The sequence below is a fragment of the Streptomyces sp. SDr-06 genome (assembly GCF_003324565.1).
Classification (GTDB): domain Bacteria; phylum Actinomycetota; class Actinomycetes; order Streptomycetales; family Streptomycetaceae; genus Streptomyces.
In genome coordinates this window covers 25,877-45,190 of the sequence record NZ_QOLA01000032.1, presented here as the reverse complement: position 1 = coordinate 45,190, position 19,314 = coordinate 25,877, and the positions used below count along the sequence as shown (strand labels likewise).

Sequence of the window (19,314 nt, the reverse complement as noted above, 5' to 3'; positions counted from 1 at the left end):
CGCTTACACCGTTTGGGAGAGTCATGCGCACATTCGGAGTGTGGCACGCCGCGATCACGGGCGTCGTCGCCCTCGCCGTCGCCGCCGTGCCCGCCGTCGCGTCCGGCGTTCAAAGGCAGTCCTCGTCGACGACTGCCGGGAGCGACGCGTTCTACACCTACGACGGCAGCAAGCCGCTGTCCTCGTACAGTCCCGGGGACGTGCTCAAGGTCCGGACGCTGCCGTACCACGTGCTGGGTATCGCGACCCCCCTCCAGGCGACGCAGCTGCTCTACCGCACCACCGACGCGCAGGGCCACCCGTCCGCAGGCGTGACCTCCGTGCTGCGCAGCCCTGGTGGCGACGGCCGCAAGGTCGTGTCGTACCAGTCGTTCTACGACTCGCTCGACCCCGACGACGGTCCGTCCCGGGCGGTCGCGGGCAACGTCAGGCTGCCCGGCGGCTTGATCGCGAACGGCGAGTCCACGCTCGTGGCGCCGCTCCTGCTGTCCGGCTACGACGTCGTCCTCCCTGACACCGAGGGGCAGGCCGCCCACCTCGCGGCCGCCCGCGAGTACGGGTACAACACGCTGGACTCCCTGCGTGCCGCTTCCAGCGCGGAGTCGCGGACCGGCATCAGCCCCGATGCGCGCGTCGGCCTCATGGGCTACTCCGGCGGTGCCGTCGCGACCAACTGGGCCGCTTCCCTCGCGCCCACGTACGCCCCTGACATCAACAAGCGCCTGGTGGGATACGCCGAGGGCGGGGTGCTCGTGAAGCCCTCGCACATCCTCAGGTACATCGAAGGCAGTCAGGTGTGGTCCGGGCTCATCCCGGAGTTGCTCATCGGGCAGGCGCGTTCGTACGACTTCGACCTCACGAAGTACCTGAACGACTACGGCAGGCAGCTGGTCGACGAGCACCAGCACTCCTCGATCGCCGACGTGCTGGGCCACTACCCCGGTCTGACGTGGAAGAAGATGGCGAAGCCGGAGTACGCGAACCCGAACTCCGTACCCGAGCTCGTCGAGGCGGTCAACAAGTCCAACCTTGGCCTGGCACCGACCCCGACCGTCCCCGGCTACATCGGTCAGGGCAACGCCGGCTTCCTGGAGGGAACCACGAGCAACATCGCGGGCATCGGCTCGGGCGACGGCATCACGGTCGCCGGGGACACACGGGCGCTGGCGCGGAAGTACTGCGCCGAGGGCGACGCCGCGGTCTGGTACCAGCAGTACGACATCCTCAGCCACTTGACCGCGCCCACGGCCACGGTGCCCACCGCGCTCGCCTGGCTGCGCGCCCGGTTCGCCGGCCAGGAGGCCCCGTCCTCCTGCGGCAGCATCGCCGAAGGCAACTCACTTGCGGCTGACGAGACGGTCCCCGCCGGATGAGGACCTGACAGGGGCCGCGGCGAACTTCGCCAAGACCGCTCGGATGCCCACGTCCGACCTTGTGAGAGCAAGGATCACCAGTGAACGCTGAGCAGTTGAACCAAGACGCGTGGGGCGCCTACGGCCGCCATCGCCTGCGTCGCGGCACCGTAGTGCCCGAGGCCGTACGGATCGACTGGGCCCTGTCGAAAGCCGGGCCGGGCACCGAGCTGCTCGGCCCCTTGGCAGGCCAGCGTGTCCTTGATCTTGATAGCGGCACGGGACGATAGCCGCGCACCAGGGCCGTGTCGTCTGGATCACCGAGTGCAGCTTGGCCAGGCTGTCGAAAAGGGCCGGGCGGGCCGGCGACGACCGATGAGTTTCTCCATGATCCACAGTCATAGATCATGGTTGGCGCACCGCAGCCCCGAGAGTGGTCGACGTGTGCACCGGCCGCACCCGCTGAGATCCAGACACGAGACACCGAGGACCCTGAGATGCGTACCCTGATCAGCACCGCCTTCATATCGCTCGACGGCGTCGTGGAGGGCCCGGGGGGCGAGCCCGGTTACCGGAACTCTGGGTGGACCTTCAAGGACGTCGAGTTCCTCCCGGAGGCCTTCGAGATCAAGGGTCGGGAGCAGAAGGAAGCTGCCGCGATCCTGCTGGGCCGGACCAGTTACGAGGCGTTCAGCCCGGTGTGGCCCGACATGGAGGAGTTCGCCGACTACAAGGTGATGCCGAAGTACGTCGTCTCCACCACCCTCACCGAGGACGACCTGGTGACGAACTGGGGCGAGACGACGATCCTGCGCACCCTCGACGAGGTCGCCGCACTGAAGGAGACCGAGGGGGGCCCGATCATCGTCCACGGCAGCGCCACCCTGAACCACGCCCTTTCGGACGCCGGCCTGATCGACCGTTACCACCTGGTTGTCTTCCCGCTGCTGCTGGGCGCGGGCAAGCGGCTCTTCAGCGCCACCGACAAGGACACACAGAGGCTGAAGCTGGTTGAGCACGAGGCCTACGCCAACGGCTTGCAGAAGAACGTCTTCGACGTCGTCCGCTGACAAGGTTCCCGCGCTTGCCCCGCCGTCGCAGCCTCGTCTTGGCCGGAGCGTGGTGGCTCACATGGCGCGGGTTGGCCTGGCCCCGACCGGCACGGTCCGACGCCGCTGGACGATGCGCTGGAAGGAACCCCCGCCTTCCAGATCGCCGTCGAAGCAGGCCTGCCACGCGAGCCGGGAGGCGGCCCGACTCCCTTACTGCACATATATTGCAACTACAGAATAAGTGCAGTAGGAGGTTGCCGTGGGTGGTCCGGTGGTGCTGGGGATCGAGTCGTCGTGCGACGAGACGGGCGCGGGTATCGTTCAGGACGGAAAGCTGCTGGCCCACGTGGTGGCGTCGAGCATGGACGAGCACGCGCGCTTCGGCGGCGTCGTGCCCGAGGTCGCTGCCCGGGCTCACCTCCAGGCGTTCACGCCGGTCGTGCGACAGGCCCTGGCCGAGGCCGGTATGCGGCTCGGTCGGATTGATGCCGTGGCCGTCACCACCGGGCCCGGTCTGTCGGGTGCCCTCCAGGTCGGCCTCGCCGGTGCGAAGGCCCTCGCGTACACGGCCGGGGTCCCGTTGTACGGCGTCCACCACCTGGCCGGACACGTCGCAGCCGACACGCTGGAGCACGGACCGCTGCCCGTGCCGTGCGTCGTCCTGATCGTCTCGGGCGGCCACACCTCTCTGCTCCTGGTCCGCGATCTGGTGCGCGAGCCGATCGCGCACCTGGGCGACACGCTCGACGACGCGGCCGGCGAGTGCTTCGACAAGGTCGCCCGGATCCTCGGTCTGCCCTACCCGGGCGGACCCGCCATCGACCGCGCGGCGCAGACAGGGAACCCGGACGCGGTCAGGTTCCCGCGCCCGCTGACCAAGGCGGGCGACGACCCGTACGCGTTCTCCTTCTCCGGGCTCAAGACGGCCGCCGCCCGCTGGGTCGAGCAGCACCGGCTGCGCGGTCAGGAGCCGTCGGCCGCGGACGGCGCGGCCGCGCTCCAGGAGGCCGTGGCGGACGTGCTGACACGCAAGGCGGTGCGGGCCTGCCGCGACCACGGTGTTCGGACGCTGATCGTGGTCGGCGGCGTGGCGGCCAACTCGCGGGTGCGGGCGCTGGCCGAGCAGCGCTGCCGAGCGGCGGGGATCGAGCTGCGGGTGCCACCGATGACGCTGTGCACCGACAACGGCGCGATGATCGCCGCGGTCGGCGAGCTCTTGGTCCGCTCGGGCGCCGAACCCGCCCCACTGAACGTGTCGGTCGACCCGTCGGCGCCACTGGAGTACGCGTGCCTGGCACCCCTGCCGACTCCCGCGGCCCGGGCCGCCTGAAACCACTGCGGTGCAACGCGCCGCTGTCAGCCCCGGCACCACTCGCATTCCGCCCGCGCGTGATCGGAAATCGCTCCCGGAGCACGGCCGCGGGTACCGCGCCGGAGCGGCTCGTCGGCATGCCGTGAACGCATCCGGCCATTCCTGAAATCCGGCTTGATGGTTCCTGTGAGCCGTGGGCAGGGTTGTCGTCCGTAAGGGAAGAGACGCGGCCTGCGGGGGAAGAAAGTCGGGGGCACTCCAGAGGAACCACGCATAAGTCCCGTTACCCTGCGTACTTGTCGCGGATCTCGTTCCACCTTCCGTCGAGGGGGAGAACGTGAGACTGCAGGTACGAACGACCTGGGCACAACCATCCGGGCGGCATCGGCTCAAACTGGGCCTGCTGGCCGCACTGAGCGCAATGGCGCTGTTCGGTTCCCCCGGCGCGGCGCTGGCGACGACCGGCGCGCCACCCGCGAACCCGGCGGCGGCCCCGGGCGTGCCACCCGTCACCCCGGCTGCCAAGACGCCGCCGCAGCTGTTCAGAGGACAAGAGATCACCGCGGACACCTGTTCGCCGGCGTCCCTCAAAGCCAAGGGCAAGAAGGCCAAGCCGCTGCCGGCGTCCGCACCGGGTGGGCTGGCCGGAAAGACTGTCGTCACCTGTACGAGGATCAACGCCCCCGGCACCACGGCCAGTCTGGCCGCACGCGACGCGGCGATCCGCACGGCGCGTTCCGTCCCGGAGAGCACGGACGCTCAGCGGTTGGCGGCCCTGAAGAGCGTGCGGCCGTCCGCCGTCACGCCCAAGGAGGTCACGCCCAAGGACGTGACACCCAAGGACTACGTCCAGCTGCCGTCGTGGTGCTACGACCACGCCTTCAACGGTTGGTGGTACACGCGGTCGGACGAATGCCAGATCCGCGATGTCACCGTCGGGTACTTCGAGATCGTCAATGGTGAACCCATCGACGTCGGTACCGCGAAACACCTGGAGACTTCGTTTGCCTACATGAGCGGCGACATCGACGACCTCGCCAACCAGATCCGTATCACCAAGTACTTCGCCGAGCGAGCCGGGACACTGGACTTCTGGGGACTCCAGCAGATTCACGGCTGGGCCACTTGTTCAGGCGACTGCAAACCGATCTCCGACTCCGGGCTCAAGCCCGGAAACTACAAGCGGGACCAGAACAACGACGGGGAGTCGTACTGGGAGCCGACGCACGACGAGTTCGGAGCGATCACGCATCTGGCTCCCACCTGGAACTACTTCGTCACCGCCGCCGGTTTCGAACCGTCCGAGACGGTCACCGTGCCGCCACCGCCGCAGGCACGCTGCGACAACGCCTTCTCCACCGACGGCAACGACATGGGTGACTACACCCCCGGCCTGTCACCGAACGCACTGCTCGGTGCCGGATGCGCGGTGCCGGTGTACACACCGACGTGGATCATCTACAAAAATGGCCTGTACCCGACGGTCGGCTGGCACGTGGAAGCGGCGCAGAACTCCGGGCTGCCCGGCAAGTACCCCTCCGGCGACCCTCTGCACCGCTTGACCGACTCGGCCAAGAAGCGGGCCAACGGCGACCGGGCCTGCCCGGCGGCGCCGACGTGGGTACGGCCCGCGAACAAGCAGTGTGACGAATACCCGATGCGGTCCACGTACGAAGGGGCTGCGTCGGCCACCCCGCAGGGAACGGCACGCTCGTTCGCACCGCCGACCCAGAAGACACCGACCGGGGACGAGTGGTGCGAGATGGACGCCGCCTGGGGAGTGCCGACCGGGGTCACCGGCCCGCAGGGCTGGTCATCGTGCATGCTCCCGGCCACGGACAACAGCCACCAAGGGGCGTTCCTGGGCGGCTTCTACAAGACCAACCGGGTCCTGGACAACGACCCCTTCCGGGTTTGGGTCCAGTAGTACGGTTCGGTGACAGGCCCGCCGCCCCGGACGAGTCAACTGACCGGCCGGGGCGGCGATCTCCTTCTCACCGCATCACGAACGGCGTGTTCGATGACTCGTCCCGCCCTGCCCACGACGAGCACCACCGGCCTGCTCATCGTGGAGTACAACCGCTTCACCCTCGCCACGGCCGGAGCGCCGCCCGGCTGTCTGGACCTGCCCCGCAACGGGCTCGTCGGCACCCCGGCCGAGAGACGGCCCTTCGAGGAGGGCACGGTCGCCGTGATCGCCACGGGCGTCTACGCCGACGCCGTTCACATCACCGCCCAGACGTGGCCCGCCGAGCCGCCCTCGGACCCGGGCGGCTGGCAGGACATGGCGGTGATCACCATCGACTGGCCAGGTGGACCGGCGTCGCTGCTCGGGGAAGACGCCTGTCCGGCCGCCGAGTTGCCGCTCGGAGCCGAGCTCCCGGCCGGGCGTTACGCCCTGCTGGTCGCCGCCACCAACCGGGACGCCGGCGAAGCACGCGACGAACACCTGCCCGTCGAGACGTACCTCGTCCAACTGTGGCCGGCCCCGCACGACCAGCCGGATGAGCTGGTCATGAAGACAAGCAGCGCGACCACCGCGATGTGGCGTAGAGACTGAGCCCGGTTGATCGTGGAGTCGTCGGCGACCGGGCACGCAACACCTGTGACCAGGACCCGCCGCCCGACGGCGTGACGGGTGGGCGGTAGCCGGTTCGTCACCCTTGGCCCGGTTGCGGACCGCCGAGACGGCGACCAGCTGCGGACGGGTCAGGCGGCGCGCTTCACGTGGCGGACCAGCCACATCAGCAGGGCGTCCAGGTCGGCGGCGGCCGCAAGGACCCGGTCGACCGCTTCGGGGGTGTGCAGCCACTGCTCGCAGCCGAGCGGTCGGGCGGCGATCAGCGAACGGTGGCGCAGCAGGTCCGTACGGGGGTGGTCCACCGGATATCCGCGCGGGGGGCGTTTCATCACGTCCCCGGAGATCTCGTAGCCCTTCTTGCGTACGCCCTCGACGATGGCGGCCAGTTCACGGCCGCCTTCGCCTGCCACGGCTTTGCGGAACATGTCCACCTGACCGGGATCGGGGTACCACCAGGCGCCCTGGATGTGCAGGCCGTCCAGGGAGAACCGGAGGGCGATCTCGATCTTGCGGCCGAGTCTGATCACAGCACTCTGGTGCTGCCACCACCACGCGTTGGTGCGGTAGTGCCAGACGGAGAAGTCCTCATAACGGGGGTCGGTGTCCGCGACGTCATTGAGCAGGGCGATCATCGGCTGCCGGACCAGGCGTTCGCGGTCCGCGCGGTAGCGCTCGCGGGTCTCGTGAGTCGGCTCGCCCTGGAGCTGCCAGAGTACGTCCATGGCCTGCTCCGGCCAGCCGGTGAACTGTCCGCGCATACGGGCAGGTTAGCTCACCCATGACCCCGCACGCCGAGAGCGAGGTGTAACCCCAGAAACGGCGGGAGTTGGTGCGGTGGGGCGCGCCGGGAAGGTCAATGTGCCGTGCGGGGCAGCCGCATCCGGCACGTTCCTCGGCGGCGCTCAGATGCCGGACGCCGGACGCCGGGAATGAGAGTCACCCGGCTCGCAGGACGTCTGCGAGCCAGGCGGCAGGGGTCATATCACCCAGGAGCCGAACCTCCCACGGCCCGACCTGGTGTGATGACAACTTCCACCCCCAGGGATGAACAGCCCGCTGATCGGCTCGACTTTGCCCCCGCGACCTCGCTACGAAGGTCTCTCCACATGTGCGATCTTCCAGGGGTGCCGGTGCGCGGAGCTGCCAAGTTGGGTGCGGGGATCGTCGGGGTGTGGGCCGCTGTGGCGGTCAGGCCGGTGGGGCGGGCGGCGGCCGCTGGTGAGGAGCCCTGCGGGATCAATACGGATACTGCCGTCATCCGCGAGCAGCCGTCGAAGGCGGCGGCGAAGGCCAGGATCGGCTACCGCGCCCCGCAGTGCCGCTTCCACGGCTACACCCGCGAGGCGGCGTGGGCGCACGTCACGATGCAAGGCTGCGGGATGGGCGGCTCGGTGAGCCGCGACCTGATCTCCCCCGCCAAGGAACAACTCGCCCGTACCGGCCGCTGATGCGCGGCGCACACCAGCCTCGCCTGCTGCTCGCGGTCGGTGTCGTCCTGCTCGCCACGGGCTGCGTCACGATGGCCCACCACACCGCGCCGCACGGAGGGGGACTGGTGCCCGAAAGCGGCCAGCTCACCACCGTGGCCACCGGGCCCTTCTGGCCCGACCCCGCTCAGCCGCCGGCCCGGGAAACACTGGCGCCTGCCTACGGCCCGGCCAGCACTCCCGCAGCTCGCAGTGTGGCCAGCGGTGCAGGGCCATCGCAACCACCGCGCCACGACCGTCCCAAGCCCGTACCGGCGCCTGTCCACCACGACGACCGGCCCCGAACCACCACCCGCCACTCGCCACCGCCGACCCGCCGCCATCAAAGCCGCCCCGCGTACGACCCCGGGTTCATCTGCTCCTGGGCCCAGGGCACCGGTATCGACCCGTCCGTCGTGAGCGCCTGCCACCGACAGCTCGGCCGCTGAATAGCCGGTGCGCGCCGGATCGGGGCTCCGGTGACTTCCCCGGCCTCCCGGCGGTTGGCCTGCACATCACCGACTTTCAGGAGGCTCCGGCCCGAGGGCGGCACCGCCGGGGCCGCCACGCTCGCGCCCTACCTCGGCGTATCGACGTCATCCACCCGCCCGCCACTTGAACGCCTCGACGGTCCACCGTGATCGGAATGCGGCTCGGGGGGGGGGCGAGCGCACGCGCGACGGCTGATATTACTGAGGCATGCAGGAAGAGACGGCACGCTCCGCGATCGACACATTCATCTCCGCGTTCAACGCCTCGGACGACAGCTATGTGACTGACCTGCTCTCCCAAGCCCTGACTTCAGATGTGGTCTTCTGGGGGCCGTTGGGACGCAGCGAAGGAATCGCAGCGGTCGAGCGGTTCGTGCTGGACATCCGGCGCCACCCGGCGGGGACCGGCACGATGGTGCGCTGCTCAGCGGTGGACATGCCTGACGAGTGGGCCCGGTACCAGTGGGTCTTCACCACGCCGGGCGGAGGCCCCCGCCTGGCGGGAACGGACGTCGTCCATCTGCGGCGGAGCCTCATCGACCAGATCATCGTCTTTGCGGGCGAGATCGAGCCGTCCGCCTCTGAATGACCCTCTGTCGCTGTCCGTCTCGTGAACTCGTCCCTTTCGGCACTCCGGGGTTGCGGTTCGCGGTCGGTCAGGGGGCAGTGGTTCGCCGGGGTTGGGCAGTTCGGCTGGAGCGTGCCGTACGTCGGAAAGATCGGCCTCGTAGGAATACGGAACCCCCGCCGCCGATCAGCAGGCCAAGCAGCGCCTGAGGGGGCCGCCGCAGCCGGACAGTACATCGGTGACCGCATCATGGCCTGCCACCTGGAGTGACCGTACGCCCGGAGCAGCCAGCCGAGCGGCGAACATCGGAGACAGTCCCGCACGGCAACAGACAGCACGCACAGCCCAGTTGACGCGCAAGCACCGCCAACGCTGACAGCTCATGCGGTCGCGCCCCAGCGCAATGGGGGCTGCACGGGTGCTCTCGGCGCTGGCCAGGATCGCCGCGGTCACGTCATCGGCGGTGGGACGGACATTCCCGCCCACGCGACCCCGCCACCGGTCACGGCCTTGCTGTGGCGAGCCCCCGCCCCCGCGATGCCGCACAAGAATGCCAACTAGCCCACCTGGAAGGGTGGTTGGCGTGCATCTGCCCCGGGCCTGCAATAGGGGCGCGGCAGGGAAACCCGTCGAGGGCCCCGGGGTGGGACTGCTGGGCTCCCGCTCACGCGGAGGGGCAGTGAGGGCTCCGCGCCTCACCCCGCAGGGGGCCTCCCCAACCCCAGACCGGCCGAGCGGGCGCGGGGCCACCTTGCAGGTCGCCACCACCCCCAGCGGGTCCACGCAGCCTGCGCACTGGCGGGCTTGGCGGACCGGCGGCCCGCCCAATACTAATTAACGTTCAACCATTTTCAGCCGCCACCCGCACGGCGACCCGACATCAGCCACGCTCGCGGCTGAGCCGCAGGATCGAAGCAGGGCAGAGCCCCACCGCTACAGACCGAAACCCTCCCGCCCAGATCCCCGATCGGACCACCCGGAGGGCCCCCTGGCGCCGCCACGCCCCTAGTACACCCGCCCCGACCAGCACCAATGCCGCACCCATCAGTCCGGGCCCACCCACATGGAGGCCGACGCTCCGGCGCGCAGACAATGGCTCACTTTGATTTAACGTTCAACCTGTGTAGAGGGCATGCTGATTGAGCAACGGGGACCACCTGGTCTCCGGCTCAAAACCCCGACCGATCAACGGAGATGACCCCACATGAGCCAGGCCCTGCCGCTCCGCCTTCACCACCACGCATGGATCACCGACGACCAAGAGGCCAACCGCCGCTTCTACGAGGACGTCATCGGCTTGCCCCTGGTGGCCACATGGACCGAACGCGAGGTGCTCTCCGGGACCGAACGCGCCTATAGCCACGCCCTCTACGGCATGGCCGACGGCAGCGCGCTCGCGTTCTTCCAGTTCGCCGACCCCAAGGACCAGGAGGAGTTCAAGACGGACCTCAATCTCACTCCCCTGCGCCACATCGCCTTCAAGGTCGAGCCGGAGACCCAGGAAGCCATCCTCAAGCGCGTCCACGCGGCCGACTACGCCGACTCCAACGCCCACGTACTCGACCACGGCTTCTGTGTCTCGCTGTACGTCACCGACCCCAACGGGCTCATCCTGGAATTCGCCGTCGACCACCCCGACGTGGAGAAGATCGACGCCGAGCGACGCGCCACAGCACACGCCGACCTCGCCCGCTGGCTCGCCGGCGACCACACCAGCAACAACCACTGGCGCTGACCCCTGCCGCCGGACAGCCCCGCCCCCGTTGCCGCCGCAGCAACGGCGCATGGCCCGCGGCTCCTCGGCTCCGCGGCCCCGAACAATCGACCGCCCCGGCTCGCCACCCACCCACCGGGCAGGTCCTGGCGGCGGGCTTCAGTCCACGTGTCGTACTGCCTGGCCAGTACGGCGCCGACGAAGCGGATGAGCGCAGTGCGGCCGCGGACGATGCCGACCATGTCGGTCCGGCGGCGGATCTCCTCGTTCAGCCGTTCCTACGCGTTGTTCGATCAGATCTGGCGCCAGCTCTCGCGCGGGAGCGCGGTGAACGCCCGCACATCGCCCTGGACGGCATCCAAGTGGCATGTGGCCTTGGGAACTTGGCCTCCAGCGCGTCCAGGGCCTGCCGCGTCGGGGCCTGGACGGCATCGGCGTCGGGCTGTTCGAAGACGGTCCGCAGCAGCGTGGCCGCCCAGGGCTGGGCGAACTTTGGGCACCTGGCCCAGCAACGCACGGGCGGCCCGCGTACCCGCTGGTGATCACCGGTGGCTGTGCTGTCCAGGCCTCCGAGCTGGTCGTACGCCTCAGCCAGGTTGTCGACGAGGCCGGCACGACAGACAGCGACCCCCAACAGAAACGTCTACGGCCTGTCCGAGGGGCCTACCGATTGGCCGCGGGTGTCCTGCTGTTGCGCGGTGCCCCATTCCCACATGCTGCGCACCACCGGCTCCAGTGCTCGTCCGCGCGCCGTGAGTGTGTAACGGACTCGTGGTGGCCAACCGGGCGTCCGGTGGCGCTCGATCACTCCCGCGCTGGTCAGTTGGGCCAGCGGGTCAACAAGCGCGCTGTCGGGACAGTCTGCCAGCGGGCCGCGGCCAACCGAGCGTGTGTGTCCAACCGTTTGGTGAGTCACAGCGCTCCTTTCTAACGTCTCGCGTGAACAGCCCGCCCACTTCTCTTGGGGGTCCTCATGCGTATCCATCACCTGAACTGCGGTTCTCTCCGGGCGATTCCCCTGCTCGGCGAGGAACGCCTCGCGGGCTCCGCGCCCGGCCAACTGGCCACCGTGTGCCACTGCCTGCTGATCGAGACGGACTCGGACGGGCTGATCCTGGTCGACACCGGCCTTGGTATCGCGGACCGGCACGACCCCGGCCGGACCCTGGGCGCCGATTGGGTGGCCTACGCCCAGCCCGCACGGTATCCCGAGGAGAGCGCGCTGCGGCAGGTCGTCCGCCTCGGTTACGCACCAGAAGACGTGCGGCACATCGTGCTCACGCACCTGCACCGCGACCACACCGGAGGACTGCCGGACTTTCCCCACGCACGGGTGCACGTTCACCCGGCCGAGTACGCGGCCGTCACCGACCCCTCGAACCCGTGGCACCGGCACAGCCTCGACCGCTTCATGCCGGCGCACCGGGCGCACGGCCCGCTGCTGACGGCCGCCGTCCCGGACGACGGCGCAGGATGGTTCGGCTTTTCCGGAGAGGCACGTCCGCAGGGACTGGTCTGTGAGTTGGTGCTGGTGCCGCTGCCGGGCCACTCGGCGGGCCACTCGGGCGTCGCCGTACGCGATGCCGGCGGAGGATGGCTCCTGCACGCGGGAGACGCGTACATGTACCACGGCGAGATCGAGCAGACCCCGCCGCAGCGCCACCCCGCCTTCGTCCCGATCCAAGACGGAGCCCAGACCGACGCTGAAGCCCACGTGGCCACCCGCGACCGGCTACGTGCCCTGCACCGCGACCACGCAGGCCAGGTCAGCGTCTTCAGCGCGCACGACCCCTGGGAACTCGCCCGTTTCACCACGCCCACCGGCGCGTGATCCCACCCCGATGGAGCGTCAACGGAGTCACGGACGGATCGCGACGTCGCGGGACACCGTGCCGTACAAGACATGCGCCGCCCGCTTTTCGTACCGCGGAACGACGGCCAGGAAGCCCTTGAGTAGCAGGAAAATTCCATTCGGCCGCATTCCCCCGGGCAGACCGATGCCGGTCAAATACCAGTGGCTCCGAACACCTCTCCTGAGTCGTCATTCAACATCGTGCGACCGTGTGTGCGTACGAGGTGACGGATGCTCAGCGATGGCTGGGCCTGCCGGTCAGTCGACGCCTTCGATGATGCGGAAGTCGCGCTCGAAGCCGTCGGGGAGGGCCACCAGCGCTTTCTGGTAGGCCTCGCTCTCGTATGCGGCGACGGCCTGTTCAAAGCTGTCGAACTCGACCAGAACGGCGCGTTGCGAGATCCCAGCCTCGTGGGCGACGACTCGACCGCCACGGGACAGGGTCCGCCCGCCCGCGGCCCGGACAGCCGGTCCGGCCAGCTCGTTGTAGGCAGTCAGCCGCTCCGGTTCGGAAATGGCGGGGTAGACACTGGCCCAGTAGCCCTTGGCCATGGAAAGCCTCCTGTGTTCTGCCGGACACGTCCGACGTCGAATTGACACTCAAAGCGACCGATTCCAGCGACGGGTAATGCCGTCAGTCGAATCGTCATATGCGCAGGTTAGAGCCGGATGCGCGGTCCAGGGAAAGACCGGTACGGGATAGACTCAGAACCGATCGTTATCAATCGGCGGGGAGGGAACGTGGCGCCAGATACGGTGAGCCTGCGGTACTTCCTGGTGCTGGCGCAGGAGTTGAACTTCACCCGCGCGGCCGCGCGGATCGGCATCGCACAGCCCGCACTCAGCGCCCGGATGCGCCGTTTGGAGAAGGAACTCGGCACGGCGCTGCTGGTCCGCAGCACCCGTAGCGTCGCCTTGACCACGGCCGGGGCGGCTCTGGCGGAGGCAGCGCCGCCCGCGCTGGCAGCACTGGACCGGGCATGGGACACCGCCCGCAGCGCCGCGGCCGGTGAACTGGGCACGCTGCGCATCGGATACAGCCTCAGCACCGGGGCCGGGACGACACCGGCCCTGGTGGACAGTCTGATGCGCGACAACAGCGGACTCGAGGTCGGGGCGGTCCCGATGGCGACACCGGAGATCTCCCACGCGGTCGCCGACGGCCGCATCGATGCCGGGATCACCCGTGGTGAACAGCCGGGCCGCGGCGTGCGCCGCTACCTGCTGCGGCGTCAGCGGGTCGGGGTCCAGCTGGCGCAGCACCACCCATTGGCCAAAAAGCCGGAGATCGAGATCGCCGACGCGGCCGCGTATCCGCTGCGGCTCCCGGACCGCGCGGCCAACCCAGTCATCCACGATCAACTGTCCGCCCTGTTCCGAGACACCCGGCCACACCCCCAATTCCGCACGTCCGCGGTCTCTTTCGACATGTCTCAGCGCGACCTGTACGACGGGATCACCCTCGCCCCGGCCGGAGAAGCCGCGGTCACGACTCAACCGGCCGGACTCACCTGGCGACCGCTGCGAGGCGCGCCCGGCCTGACGATCCACCTGGTCCTCCCGCGCGAACAGTCGCCGCTACACCACCGCGTCCGTGCGGTCGCCAAAACCCTGGCGCAGGAGCTGCACTGGCTGACGGATTGACGCGCGAGAGGCCAGGCGAGACGGACGTCGGCAGTTACTTACCGCACTGACTGCTGAGACGGCACAGCAGATCGGGACTCCCGCGGCAGAGTCGGCTTCCACGGGGGGCGTGCAGGACAGACTGCCGGGCGCGTTCATCGCGGTGATCTCCTTCGCAGCCTCGACACCTCGGAGATCAGCCAGCGACCGTTCATCCCTACGGGACCTACCTCGGTGCCCGAACGAATCACCGGATCAGATCGAACCCGTACTCCCCTTTCCTGGACGCACCCCTGAAGCGCCGACGGCCTCCGACTGGGCGTGCTCGAAGGTCAGTTGCACAGGCGCCTGGGGCCGTTCGCCGGGCTGTCCTATTCGGGCCGGTGCAGGCTTGAGAGCACGAGGTGGCCAGGGCCAGTGGTCAGCATTTCGGCCACTTTGGCGCAAAGGCCTACTCGGCAACTTCGGTCGTGCGTACGATCGTTGACCGCTGCCGCGCCCACTGAGGGCAACACGGCCCTCGGGAGTCGCACGGCGCAAGGGGGAAACATCTTGCGAATACAGATCATCAGAGGTCTCACCATCTCGGCCCTGGCGGCCGGGCTGCTGGTGCCGGCCACAGCGTCTTCGCAGGCGGCCGCGCATCAAGCAGCCGTCCCAGCCCTGATCCAGGCCGACATCGCGCCGGTGGCCGTGGAACCGGCTCCGTCGGCCACCACTCCGGGGGCGGCGGCAGCACCGCAGGCGAACGCCACATGCAAGATCAACATGATCTCGATCAACCGCTTCAGCGAATGCGAATGGGTCACCTTGCGCCTCAAGGTCATCCGGATCGTCAACGGTGTCCCCCAGCAGGTCGGTACCGCCACCTTCACCGCCCGTCACACGATGACGCTGCATGCGAAGTCGGCGGACTGGGAGGAGAAGTTCCAGCTCTCCAAGGCCACCACCACCGGCGATGGCAAGGGCATCACCGTGTCCGTCACGGCGACGGCCGGCAACGGCACCAGCGCCAAGACGCACTATGGCCCGCACCTCCTCGACACGGGCTCCGGGGGCAGCGTCACCTACACGACCGCGCCCATGCGCAAGGGCCGCATCAACGGCAAGACCCAGACCAGGTACGCGTTCCAGTACACCAAACCGGGCCACGTGCCCGGATCGACCAACTACCCCTCGGCGACGTGGCGGTGTGACAACTACTACGGCACCTCCGGCTGCGCCATGACAGACCAGCCGACTGCGGTGTCGATGGTGGGAATCCCCTGGATCGATGACGGGATCCGCACGCTCCGCGCCCGCGGAGGCCACTACGGCGACCCGAACGGTGGCAAGCCCCTGCACTGGATGATCAACACCAAGCAGAAGAACGACAACCGCAGGGCGGTCTGCGGGGGCCGCACAGCGCCGCCGGACATGAAGCGGGTGGGGCGCACGTACTGTGACGAGTACCCGTTCGCCTCGACGTACGAGGGCGGCACGAAGCTGCCGGCCTCGCAGCGTGAGACGACGTGGGTGAGCCCGAACGAGAACAACACCCAGGGCGCCCGCATCACGAACTGGCGCCGCCCCATGCACGTGATGGACCACGACGCGTTCTACGTCATCGTCTGACCTCTGACAGGCTGAATCGGAACGGCACCATGGGGCACCCTCGAATGCCGGGGGTGCCCTCCGGCGTGAGGAATCCACCGTGATCATCGCTGAGAGCACCCTGACGCCGGAGACCGGCGAGCACGGCTACCTCCTCGCACTCGGTGAGGAATACCAATGGCCGCCCCAGTGGCCGTACGGCTGGAGGTGCGGGCCCGTCGGAGACGACACGGCACACATCCTTACCGACACCGATACCGGCACCATCACCATCACCGTCCAGACCCACGATGAGACGCCCCCGCCCGAAATCGGCCCGGGCTGGGGTCCCGCCGAGGAAATCAGCCTGCACGCCACCGAGCTCACTCCCCTCATCCTCATCCTCGGCAGCGGCGACTTCGACGAGGCCGAACCCGACGACGGCCCGCTCGCACTGCCCACCGACCGGGTACCGGCGTGGATCCGGATGCGCCTGTACTGCCGCACCGCAAACCCCGAACCCCGTGTCGGGGACCGTGACGAGCACCACCTCATCCAGCTGTGGACCGCCCCCCAGAAGCCGCCCGTGCACCCGGAGCCGACCGAATCCGATCTCACGTTGCGCCGCTCCTACCAGGACGACTTCGACCAGAGCGCCGCCACCTGGCAGCAATGACCTGCGCCGTGTCGCGCCGCAGCGAGCAGCCGCGCACCAGAGCGCCCTGCCTGCTTCGCCTCGGGCTGCTTGGGCCCAGCTCCCCGAACTTTGAGCCCTGCGCCCGGCATCGGCCGGGGGCGAATGCCCACGCGGCTGCCGTGTCGGTTGTCGGGGCTTTTCGGAAAACCAGGCCTGTGCTGAGGTGTGTCGATCAACGACCCCGGCCCACGCGCGGGATGTTGTTGGTGATCTTCTTGTGGTCAACTGGCGGCGGGGCGGGCTGTGTTCTGGCACAGCAGCGGTAGCGGCAGTGGCGCCGCCCCTGGGCGGCGGGGCGCAGGTTTCCTCTTCGGCGCGGGCTCGGTTCTGGATCGCACATGAGTGGAGTCCGTGCGCATTCGCCCGTGCCGCGAGACGATTCCGGCCACCACTGGGTGGTTGGCCATCAGGGCCAGCAGTCGCTCAGCCCCCTCGCCCTCGGCCATCCGGCCGCGGAACGCGCTGCCCGTCCGGACGTCCTCGCCAAGACCATTTGTCAGCCGTCGCGTACTTACATCGCCGCCGTGCGTTGCGAGTTGCTCGCCCACTCCATCCGCACCGTCAACGGCGGGATCACCCGCCCAGAATCCGCCCCGATCAACACCGCTGGAAGGGGCAGGTCATGCAGCTGCAACCGCAACCAGATCCACACCGGTGGTTCGGGCACCGCCTGCGGCCAGAACTTCGACTGGGGTTCCATACACGCCGACTGATCCAGTGAAGAGGAGCAGGCGGACCGCTCGCCTTCTTGGCCGCCCGGCATCCAGCCGATCCTTCAGGTCCGACCAGGGCAGTCAAGGGTGAGCACAGCTCACCGCGGTAGCAACGCCCGTCCCTGACGTAACCTGCGGTGTCGCTCAGTCCCGCCGCAGGACCACCGTCGCGTTGTTCCCTCCGAAGCCGAAGCTGTTGACGGCGGCGAACCGTGCCCGGGGAAGGGGGAGCGGGGTGGTCGGCAGGATCAGGCGGGTGGTTCGTTCGGGGGTACGCAGGCCGGGAGTGGGCGGGGCGGTCGCGGTGCGCAGGGTCATGGCCGCCGCGGCCACGCCGGGGGCGCCGGAAATGTGGAGCAGGTGGCCGATCGCGCCCTTGTGGGAGCTGACCGGGACGCCGCTCCAGGAGCGCTCCCCCGCCACGGCATCCAAGGCGCGGAGTTCGGCGGCGTCGCCCTGGGCGGTGCCGGTGGCGTGGGCGTGGACGTAGTCGAGGCGATCGGTGCCGGCGGAGTCCAGCGCCTCGCGGAGGCAGTCCGCGACGGAGGTCTCGTCTGAGGCGACGGACTTGCCCGCGGCGACCCGGCTGCCGGTGCCGGCGACCACAAGGTCGGGGTCCAGGCCGCGGGCGCGGGCGCTGGCGGCGGTCTCCAGGACGAGCGCGCCGCCGCCCTCGCCGAGCGAGATGCCGCCGCGTTCGGTGTCGAAGGGCCGACAGGCGGCGCGGTCGACGGCCCGGACCACGTCCATGCTGGCGTACTCGTAGTGGTTCAGGGCGGTCGCTCCGGTGACCACGACGGCGGGCACGCTTCCCGTGCGCAGCGCCTCGTGGGCGAAGGCGATCGCGAACAGCGTCGAGGCGCAGGCGTGCGTCAGGTGCACAGTGTCCGCGCCCGCGAGCACCTCGCCGGCGGCAGGGCCGAGGAACTCCCGCTCCTCCGCGTCGAGAGGGGAGCCGCCGAAGAGCGTCGGGGCCTGGCCCACCAGGATCGCCAGGGTGCCGTCCGGAAGCTTCGGCAATCGCGCTTCGCACAGCGCATCCCGGGTGGCCGTCGCGGCGTAAGCGTGCTTGCGGGGTGTGCCGTCGGGTGTGAACTCCGTCGTCTCGCCCACCGGTTCGCCCCGGTAGGCGGGGACGGCGAAGCGGCGGGCGGGTGCCAGCGCGGTCCGGTTTTCGGTGAGCCCGCGCCAGTAGGCGTCCACGCCCCGCCCGAAGGGGGTCAGCAGGCCCATTCCGCTGATGACGACCTCAGACACGGGCCGCACGTCCTTCCTGGAACAGGCTAGTGAGCAGACCGGAAGCGGGCGGCGCCGCGACGGCCGGCCAGGCCGACGCGGGGGCGGCCGCCGGTTCCGCGCCACCCCACACGGCGGCGACAGCCAGCAGTCCTGGGGCGTACGGATCCTCGCCGGGAACGAGGGCCAACTCGCAGACCACGGTGGCCGGTCGGGCCGCCGGGTCGGCGAGACGCAGTGCCGCGGAGACGGTCGCCCCTGCCAGCAGGTAGCAGCGGCCGGTCCGGCCGGAGGCCGTCAGCCAGGGGCGCACCAGCTCGGAGGTCTCCGCCGCCACCGAGTCCGACGGGCGCAGCCGGCGCACGGGGTCGGTGCAGCGGGCAGCGAGGCGCCGGGCGGCCAGCACGCTGTAGTCGTTGCACAGGACGTACAGCGGGGCGGTGGCGCGCGGCGACGGCGCCAGGGCGGCGAACGCGGAGTCGAGTGCGGCGCTCACGGCATCCACGGGCTTGGTGTGCAGTGACGGTTCGGCGAGCAGGGGCAGCGGGCCGGACCTGGCCGCCTCGCAGGCCGCGGCGGCCGCAGCCGTGGCCGCCAGCGCCAGAGCGGGGTGGTCGTAGGGCCCTGGCTCCGTGCCGGTCCTGCGTTCTGTCATGTTCCTCACCCCGTCCAGTTCATGATCCTGGGGGGTATCTTGAGGCGCCTAGTCATGCCAAGTCAATAATGGTTGAATCGCATGACTTTTGTTGCAGGCTCTGTCAGGAGCTGGTCCTGCCGCTCCGGCTGCTTGCCGCCCGGTACACGCCGTAGAGGATCTCTATGCCACCGATGAACATCAGAACGACACCCACCTTCGTGAGTGTGAAGACGGGGATGTGGACGTCCTCGGTGAACAGGCGGAGCGCGAGCCCGACGCCGAACGTGGCGGCACCTTCTGCGAAGTGCTTGGCGGGGGATGCCATGGGGTGGAACCTCCTGGAGTCTCAGGCGTATTTGAGCAAACCTTTTCAGGAATTACTGGCCAGGCTAGGGCGCTTCGCGGCATCTGATGTCCTCCCACGGGATGAGTTGGGGCGCCATCCTTC

At 69.3% G+C, this 19,314-nt stretch carries 21 protein-coding genes and 1 pseudogene; 15 read left to right on the top strand and 7 right to left on the bottom strand.

Annotated elements, in window-relative coordinates; genetic code table 11:
- Positions 1-23: 23 nt before the first annotated feature.
- The 6 genes from DT019_RS36030 to DT019_RS36010 all read left to right on the top strand — a co-directional run bounded on the left by DT019_RS36030 (position 24) and on the right by DT019_RS36010 (position 6,276).
- A complete protein-coding gene (locus DT019_RS36030) occupies positions 24-1,373 on the top strand; it encodes a lipase family protein (protein ID WP_114041210.1) in 1,350 nt (449 codons plus the stop codon).
- A gap of 80 nt (positions 1,374-1,453) precedes the next feature.
- Positions 1,454-1,642, top strand: coding sequence for a hypothetical protein (locus DT019_RS39235; RefSeq protein WP_147267394.1), 189 nt, complete (start codon positions 1,454-1,456; stop codon positions 1,640-1,642).
- Between the two features lie 207 nt (positions 1,643-1,849).
- Positions 1,850-2,422, top strand: coding sequence for a dihydrofolate reductase family protein (locus DT019_RS36025; RefSeq protein ID WP_114041209.1), 573 nt, complete (start codon positions 1,850-1,852; stop codon positions 2,420-2,422).
- Positions 2,423-2,663: 241 nt separating this feature from the next.
- On the top strand, positions 2,664-3,734 hold the full coding sequence (gene tsaD / locus DT019_RS36020) for a tRNA (adenosine(37)-N6)-threonylcarbamoyltransferase complex transferase subunit TsaD (protein WP_223279936.1): 1,071 nt from the start codon (positions 2,664-2,666) through the stop codon (positions 3,732-3,734).
- A 403-nt stretch (positions 3,735-4,137) separates the two neighbouring features.
- Positions 4,138-5,643 (top strand): hypothetical protein, encoded by a 1,506-nt coding sequence (locus DT019_RS36015; RefSeq protein ID WP_114041208.1) that lies wholly within the window; start codon positions 4,138-4,140, stop codon positions 5,641-5,643.
- Between the two features lie 93 nt (positions 5,644-5,736).
- Complete coding sequence (locus tag DT019_RS36010) at positions 5,737-6,276, top strand: hypothetical protein (RefSeq protein ID WP_114041207.1); 540 nt, start codon at positions 5,737-5,739, stop codon at positions 6,274-6,276.
- A gap of 149 nt (positions 6,277-6,425) precedes the next feature.
- On the opposite strand, the gene DT019_RS36005 is transcribed toward DT019_RS36010, so the two are convergent.
- Positions 6,426-7,055, bottom strand: a complete 630-nt coding sequence (locus tag DT019_RS36005) for a DUF2461 family protein (RefSeq protein ID WP_223279935.1) — start codon at positions 7,053-7,055, stop codon at positions 6,426-6,428.
- A gap of 348 nt (positions 7,056-7,403) precedes the next feature.
- Between DT019_RS36005 and DT019_RS36000 the strand changes: the two genes are divergently transcribed.
- The 4 genes from DT019_RS36000 to DT019_RS35990 all read left to right on the top strand — a co-directional run bounded on the left by DT019_RS36000 (position 7,404) and on the right by DT019_RS35990 (position 10,557).
- The gene (locus DT019_RS36000; protein ID WP_147267393.1) at positions 7,404-7,745 is read left to right on the top strand and encodes a hypothetical protein; all 342 of its coding nucleotides are present in this window, start codon (positions 7,404-7,406) and stop codon (positions 7,743-7,745) included.
- A complete protein-coding gene (locus DT019_RS39230) occupies positions 7,745-8,212 on the top strand; it encodes a hypothetical protein (RefSeq protein WP_147267392.1) in 468 nt (155 codons plus the stop codon). Before DT019_RS36000 ends, DT019_RS39230 begins: the two co-directional genes overlap by 1 nt.
- Before the next feature lie 250 nt (positions 8,213-8,462).
- Positions 8,463-8,843, top strand: coding sequence for a nuclear transport factor 2 family protein (locus DT019_RS35995; RefSeq protein WP_114041205.1), 381 nt, complete (start codon positions 8,463-8,465; stop codon positions 8,841-8,843).
- Positions 8,844-10,026: 1,183 nt separating this feature from the next.
- Positions 10,027-10,557: a VOC family protein gene (locus tag DT019_RS35990; protein WP_114041204.1), complete on the top strand. Its 531-nt coding sequence runs from the start codon at positions 10,027-10,029 to the stop codon at positions 10,555-10,557.
- Positions 10,558-10,703: 146 nt separating this feature from the next.
- Here DT019_RS35990 and DT019_RS41165 read toward each other — a convergent pair.
- Both DT019_RS41165 and DT019_RS35980 read right to left on the bottom strand, forming a co-directional pair.
- Positions 10,704-10,808, bottom strand: a pseudogene (locus DT019_RS41165) (transposase); the annotation flags it as partial.
- Between the two features lie 371 nt (positions 10,809-11,179).
- A complete protein-coding gene (locus DT019_RS35980; RefSeq protein ID WP_114041228.1) occupies positions 11,180-11,521 on the bottom strand; it encodes a winged helix-turn-helix transcriptional regulator in 342 nt (113 codons plus the stop codon).
- Here DT019_RS35980 and DT019_RS35975 point away from each other — a divergent pair.
- Entirely contained in the window at positions 11,510-12,367 is an 858-nt protein-coding gene (locus DT019_RS35975; protein WP_114041203.1) for an MBL fold metallo-hydrolase, read from the top strand. The genes DT019_RS35980 and DT019_RS35975 overlap by 12 nt on opposite strands.
- 279 nt (positions 12,368-12,646) lie before the next feature.
- On the opposite strand, the gene DT019_RS35970 is transcribed toward DT019_RS35975, so the two are convergent.
- Positions 12,647-12,940 carry a DUF1330 domain-containing protein gene (locus DT019_RS35970; protein WP_114041202.1) on the bottom strand — a complete coding sequence of 98 codons (294 nt, stop codon included), beginning with the start codon at positions 12,938-12,940 and terminating at the stop codon, positions 12,647-12,649.
- Positions 12,941-13,129: 189 nt separating this feature from the next.
- Here DT019_RS35970 and DT019_RS35965 point away from each other — a divergent pair, with 189 nt between their 5' ends.
- From DT019_RS35965 to DT019_RS39225, 4 genes are all read left to right on the top strand, one after another.
- Positions 13,130-14,032, top strand: coding sequence for a LysR family transcriptional regulator (locus DT019_RS35965; protein ID WP_114041201.1), 903 nt, complete (start codon positions 13,130-13,132; stop codon positions 14,030-14,032).
- A 531-nt stretch (positions 14,033-14,563) separates the two neighbouring features.
- Positions 14,564-15,625 (top strand): NucA/NucB deoxyribonuclease domain-containing protein, encoded by a 1,062-nt coding sequence (locus DT019_RS35960; protein ID WP_223279934.1) that lies wholly within the window; start codon positions 14,564-14,566, stop codon positions 15,623-15,625.
- 79 nt (positions 15,626-15,704) lie between these two features.
- Positions 15,705-16,259, top strand: coding sequence for a hypothetical protein (locus DT019_RS35955; RefSeq protein WP_114041200.1), 555 nt, complete (start codon positions 15,705-15,707; stop codon positions 16,257-16,259).
- Between the two features lie 386 nt (positions 16,260-16,645).
- The gene (locus DT019_RS39225; RefSeq protein ID WP_147267391.1) at positions 16,646-16,993 is read left to right on the top strand and encodes a hypothetical protein; all 348 of its coding nucleotides are present in this window, start codon (positions 16,646-16,648) and stop codon (positions 16,991-16,993) included.
- Positions 16,994-17,137: 144 nt separating this feature from the next.
- On the opposite strand, the gene DT019_RS35945 is transcribed toward DT019_RS39225, so the two are convergent.
- From DT019_RS35945 to DT019_RS35935, 3 genes are all read right to left on the bottom strand, one after another.
- On the bottom strand, positions 17,138-18,250 hold the full coding sequence (locus tag DT019_RS35945) for a beta-ketoacyl synthase N-terminal-like domain-containing protein (protein ID WP_114041226.1): 1,113 nt from the start codon (positions 18,248-18,250) through the stop codon (positions 17,138-17,140).
- The gene (locus DT019_RS35940) at positions 18,243-18,884 is read right to left on the bottom strand and encodes a hypothetical protein (protein WP_114041198.1); all 642 of its coding nucleotides are present in this window, start codon (positions 18,882-18,884) and stop codon (positions 18,243-18,245) included. The genes DT019_RS35945 and DT019_RS35940 overlap by 8 nt, the downstream gene beginning before the upstream one ends.
- Before the next feature lie 103 nt (positions 18,885-18,987).
- Positions 18,988-19,191, bottom strand: coding sequence for a DUF5708 family protein (locus DT019_RS35935; protein ID WP_114041197.1), 204 nt, complete (start codon positions 19,189-19,191; stop codon positions 18,988-18,990).
- Between the last annotated feature and the right edge of the window lie 123 nt (positions 19,192-19,314).

Coding starts and splice junctions, on each gene's coding strand:
- DT019_RS36030 (WP_114041210.1), top strand. CDS start 24: ATGCGCACATTCGGAGTGTGGCACGCCGCGATCACGGGCGTCGTCGCC.
- DT019_RS36025 (WP_114041209.1), top strand. CDS start 1,850: ATGCGTACCCTGATCAGCACCGCCTTCATATCGCTCGACGGCGTCGTG.
- DT019_RS36015 (WP_114041208.1), top strand. CDS start 4,138: ATGGCGCTGTTCGGTTCCCCCGGCGCGGCGCTGGCGACGACCGGCGCG.
- DT019_RS36010 (WP_114041207.1), top strand. CDS start 5,737: ATGACTCGTCCCGCCCTGCCCACGACGAGCACCACCGGCCTGCTCATC.
- DT019_RS36005 (WP_223279935.1), bottom strand. CDS start 7,055: ATGCGCGGACAGTTCACCGGCTGGCCGGAGCAGGCCATGGACGTACTC.
- DT019_RS36000 (WP_147267393.1), top strand. CDS start 7,404: ATGTGCGATCTTCCAGGGGTGCCGGTGCGCGGAGCTGCCAAGTTGGGT.
- DT019_RS39230 (WP_147267392.1), top strand. CDS start 7,745: ATGCGCGGCGCACACCAGCCTCGCCTGCTGCTCGCGGTCGGTGTCGTC.
- DT019_RS35995 (WP_114041205.1), top strand. CDS start 8,463: ATGCAGGAAGAGACGGCACGCTCCGCGATCGACACATTCATCTCCGCG.
- DT019_RS35990 (WP_114041204.1), top strand. CDS start 10,027: ATGAGCCAGGCCCTGCCGCTCCGCCTTCACCACCACGCATGGATCACC.
- DT019_RS35975 (WP_114041203.1), top strand. CDS start 11,510: ATGCGTATCCATCACCTGAACTGCGGTTCTCTCCGGGCGATTCCCCTG.
- DT019_RS35980 (WP_114041228.1), bottom strand. CDS start 11,521: ATGGATACGCATGAGGACCCCCAAGAGAAGTGGGCGGGCTGTTCACGC.
- DT019_RS35970 (WP_114041202.1), bottom strand. CDS start 12,940: ATGGCCAAGGGCTACTGGGCCAGTGTCTACCCCGCCATTTCCGAACCG.
- DT019_RS35940 (WP_114041198.1), bottom strand. CDS start 18,884: ATGACAGAACGCAGGACCGGCACGGAGCCAGGGCCCTACGACCACCCC.
- DT019_RS35935 (WP_114041197.1), bottom strand. CDS start 19,191: ATGGCATCCCCCGCCAAGCACTTCGCAGAAGGTGCCGCCACGTTCGGC.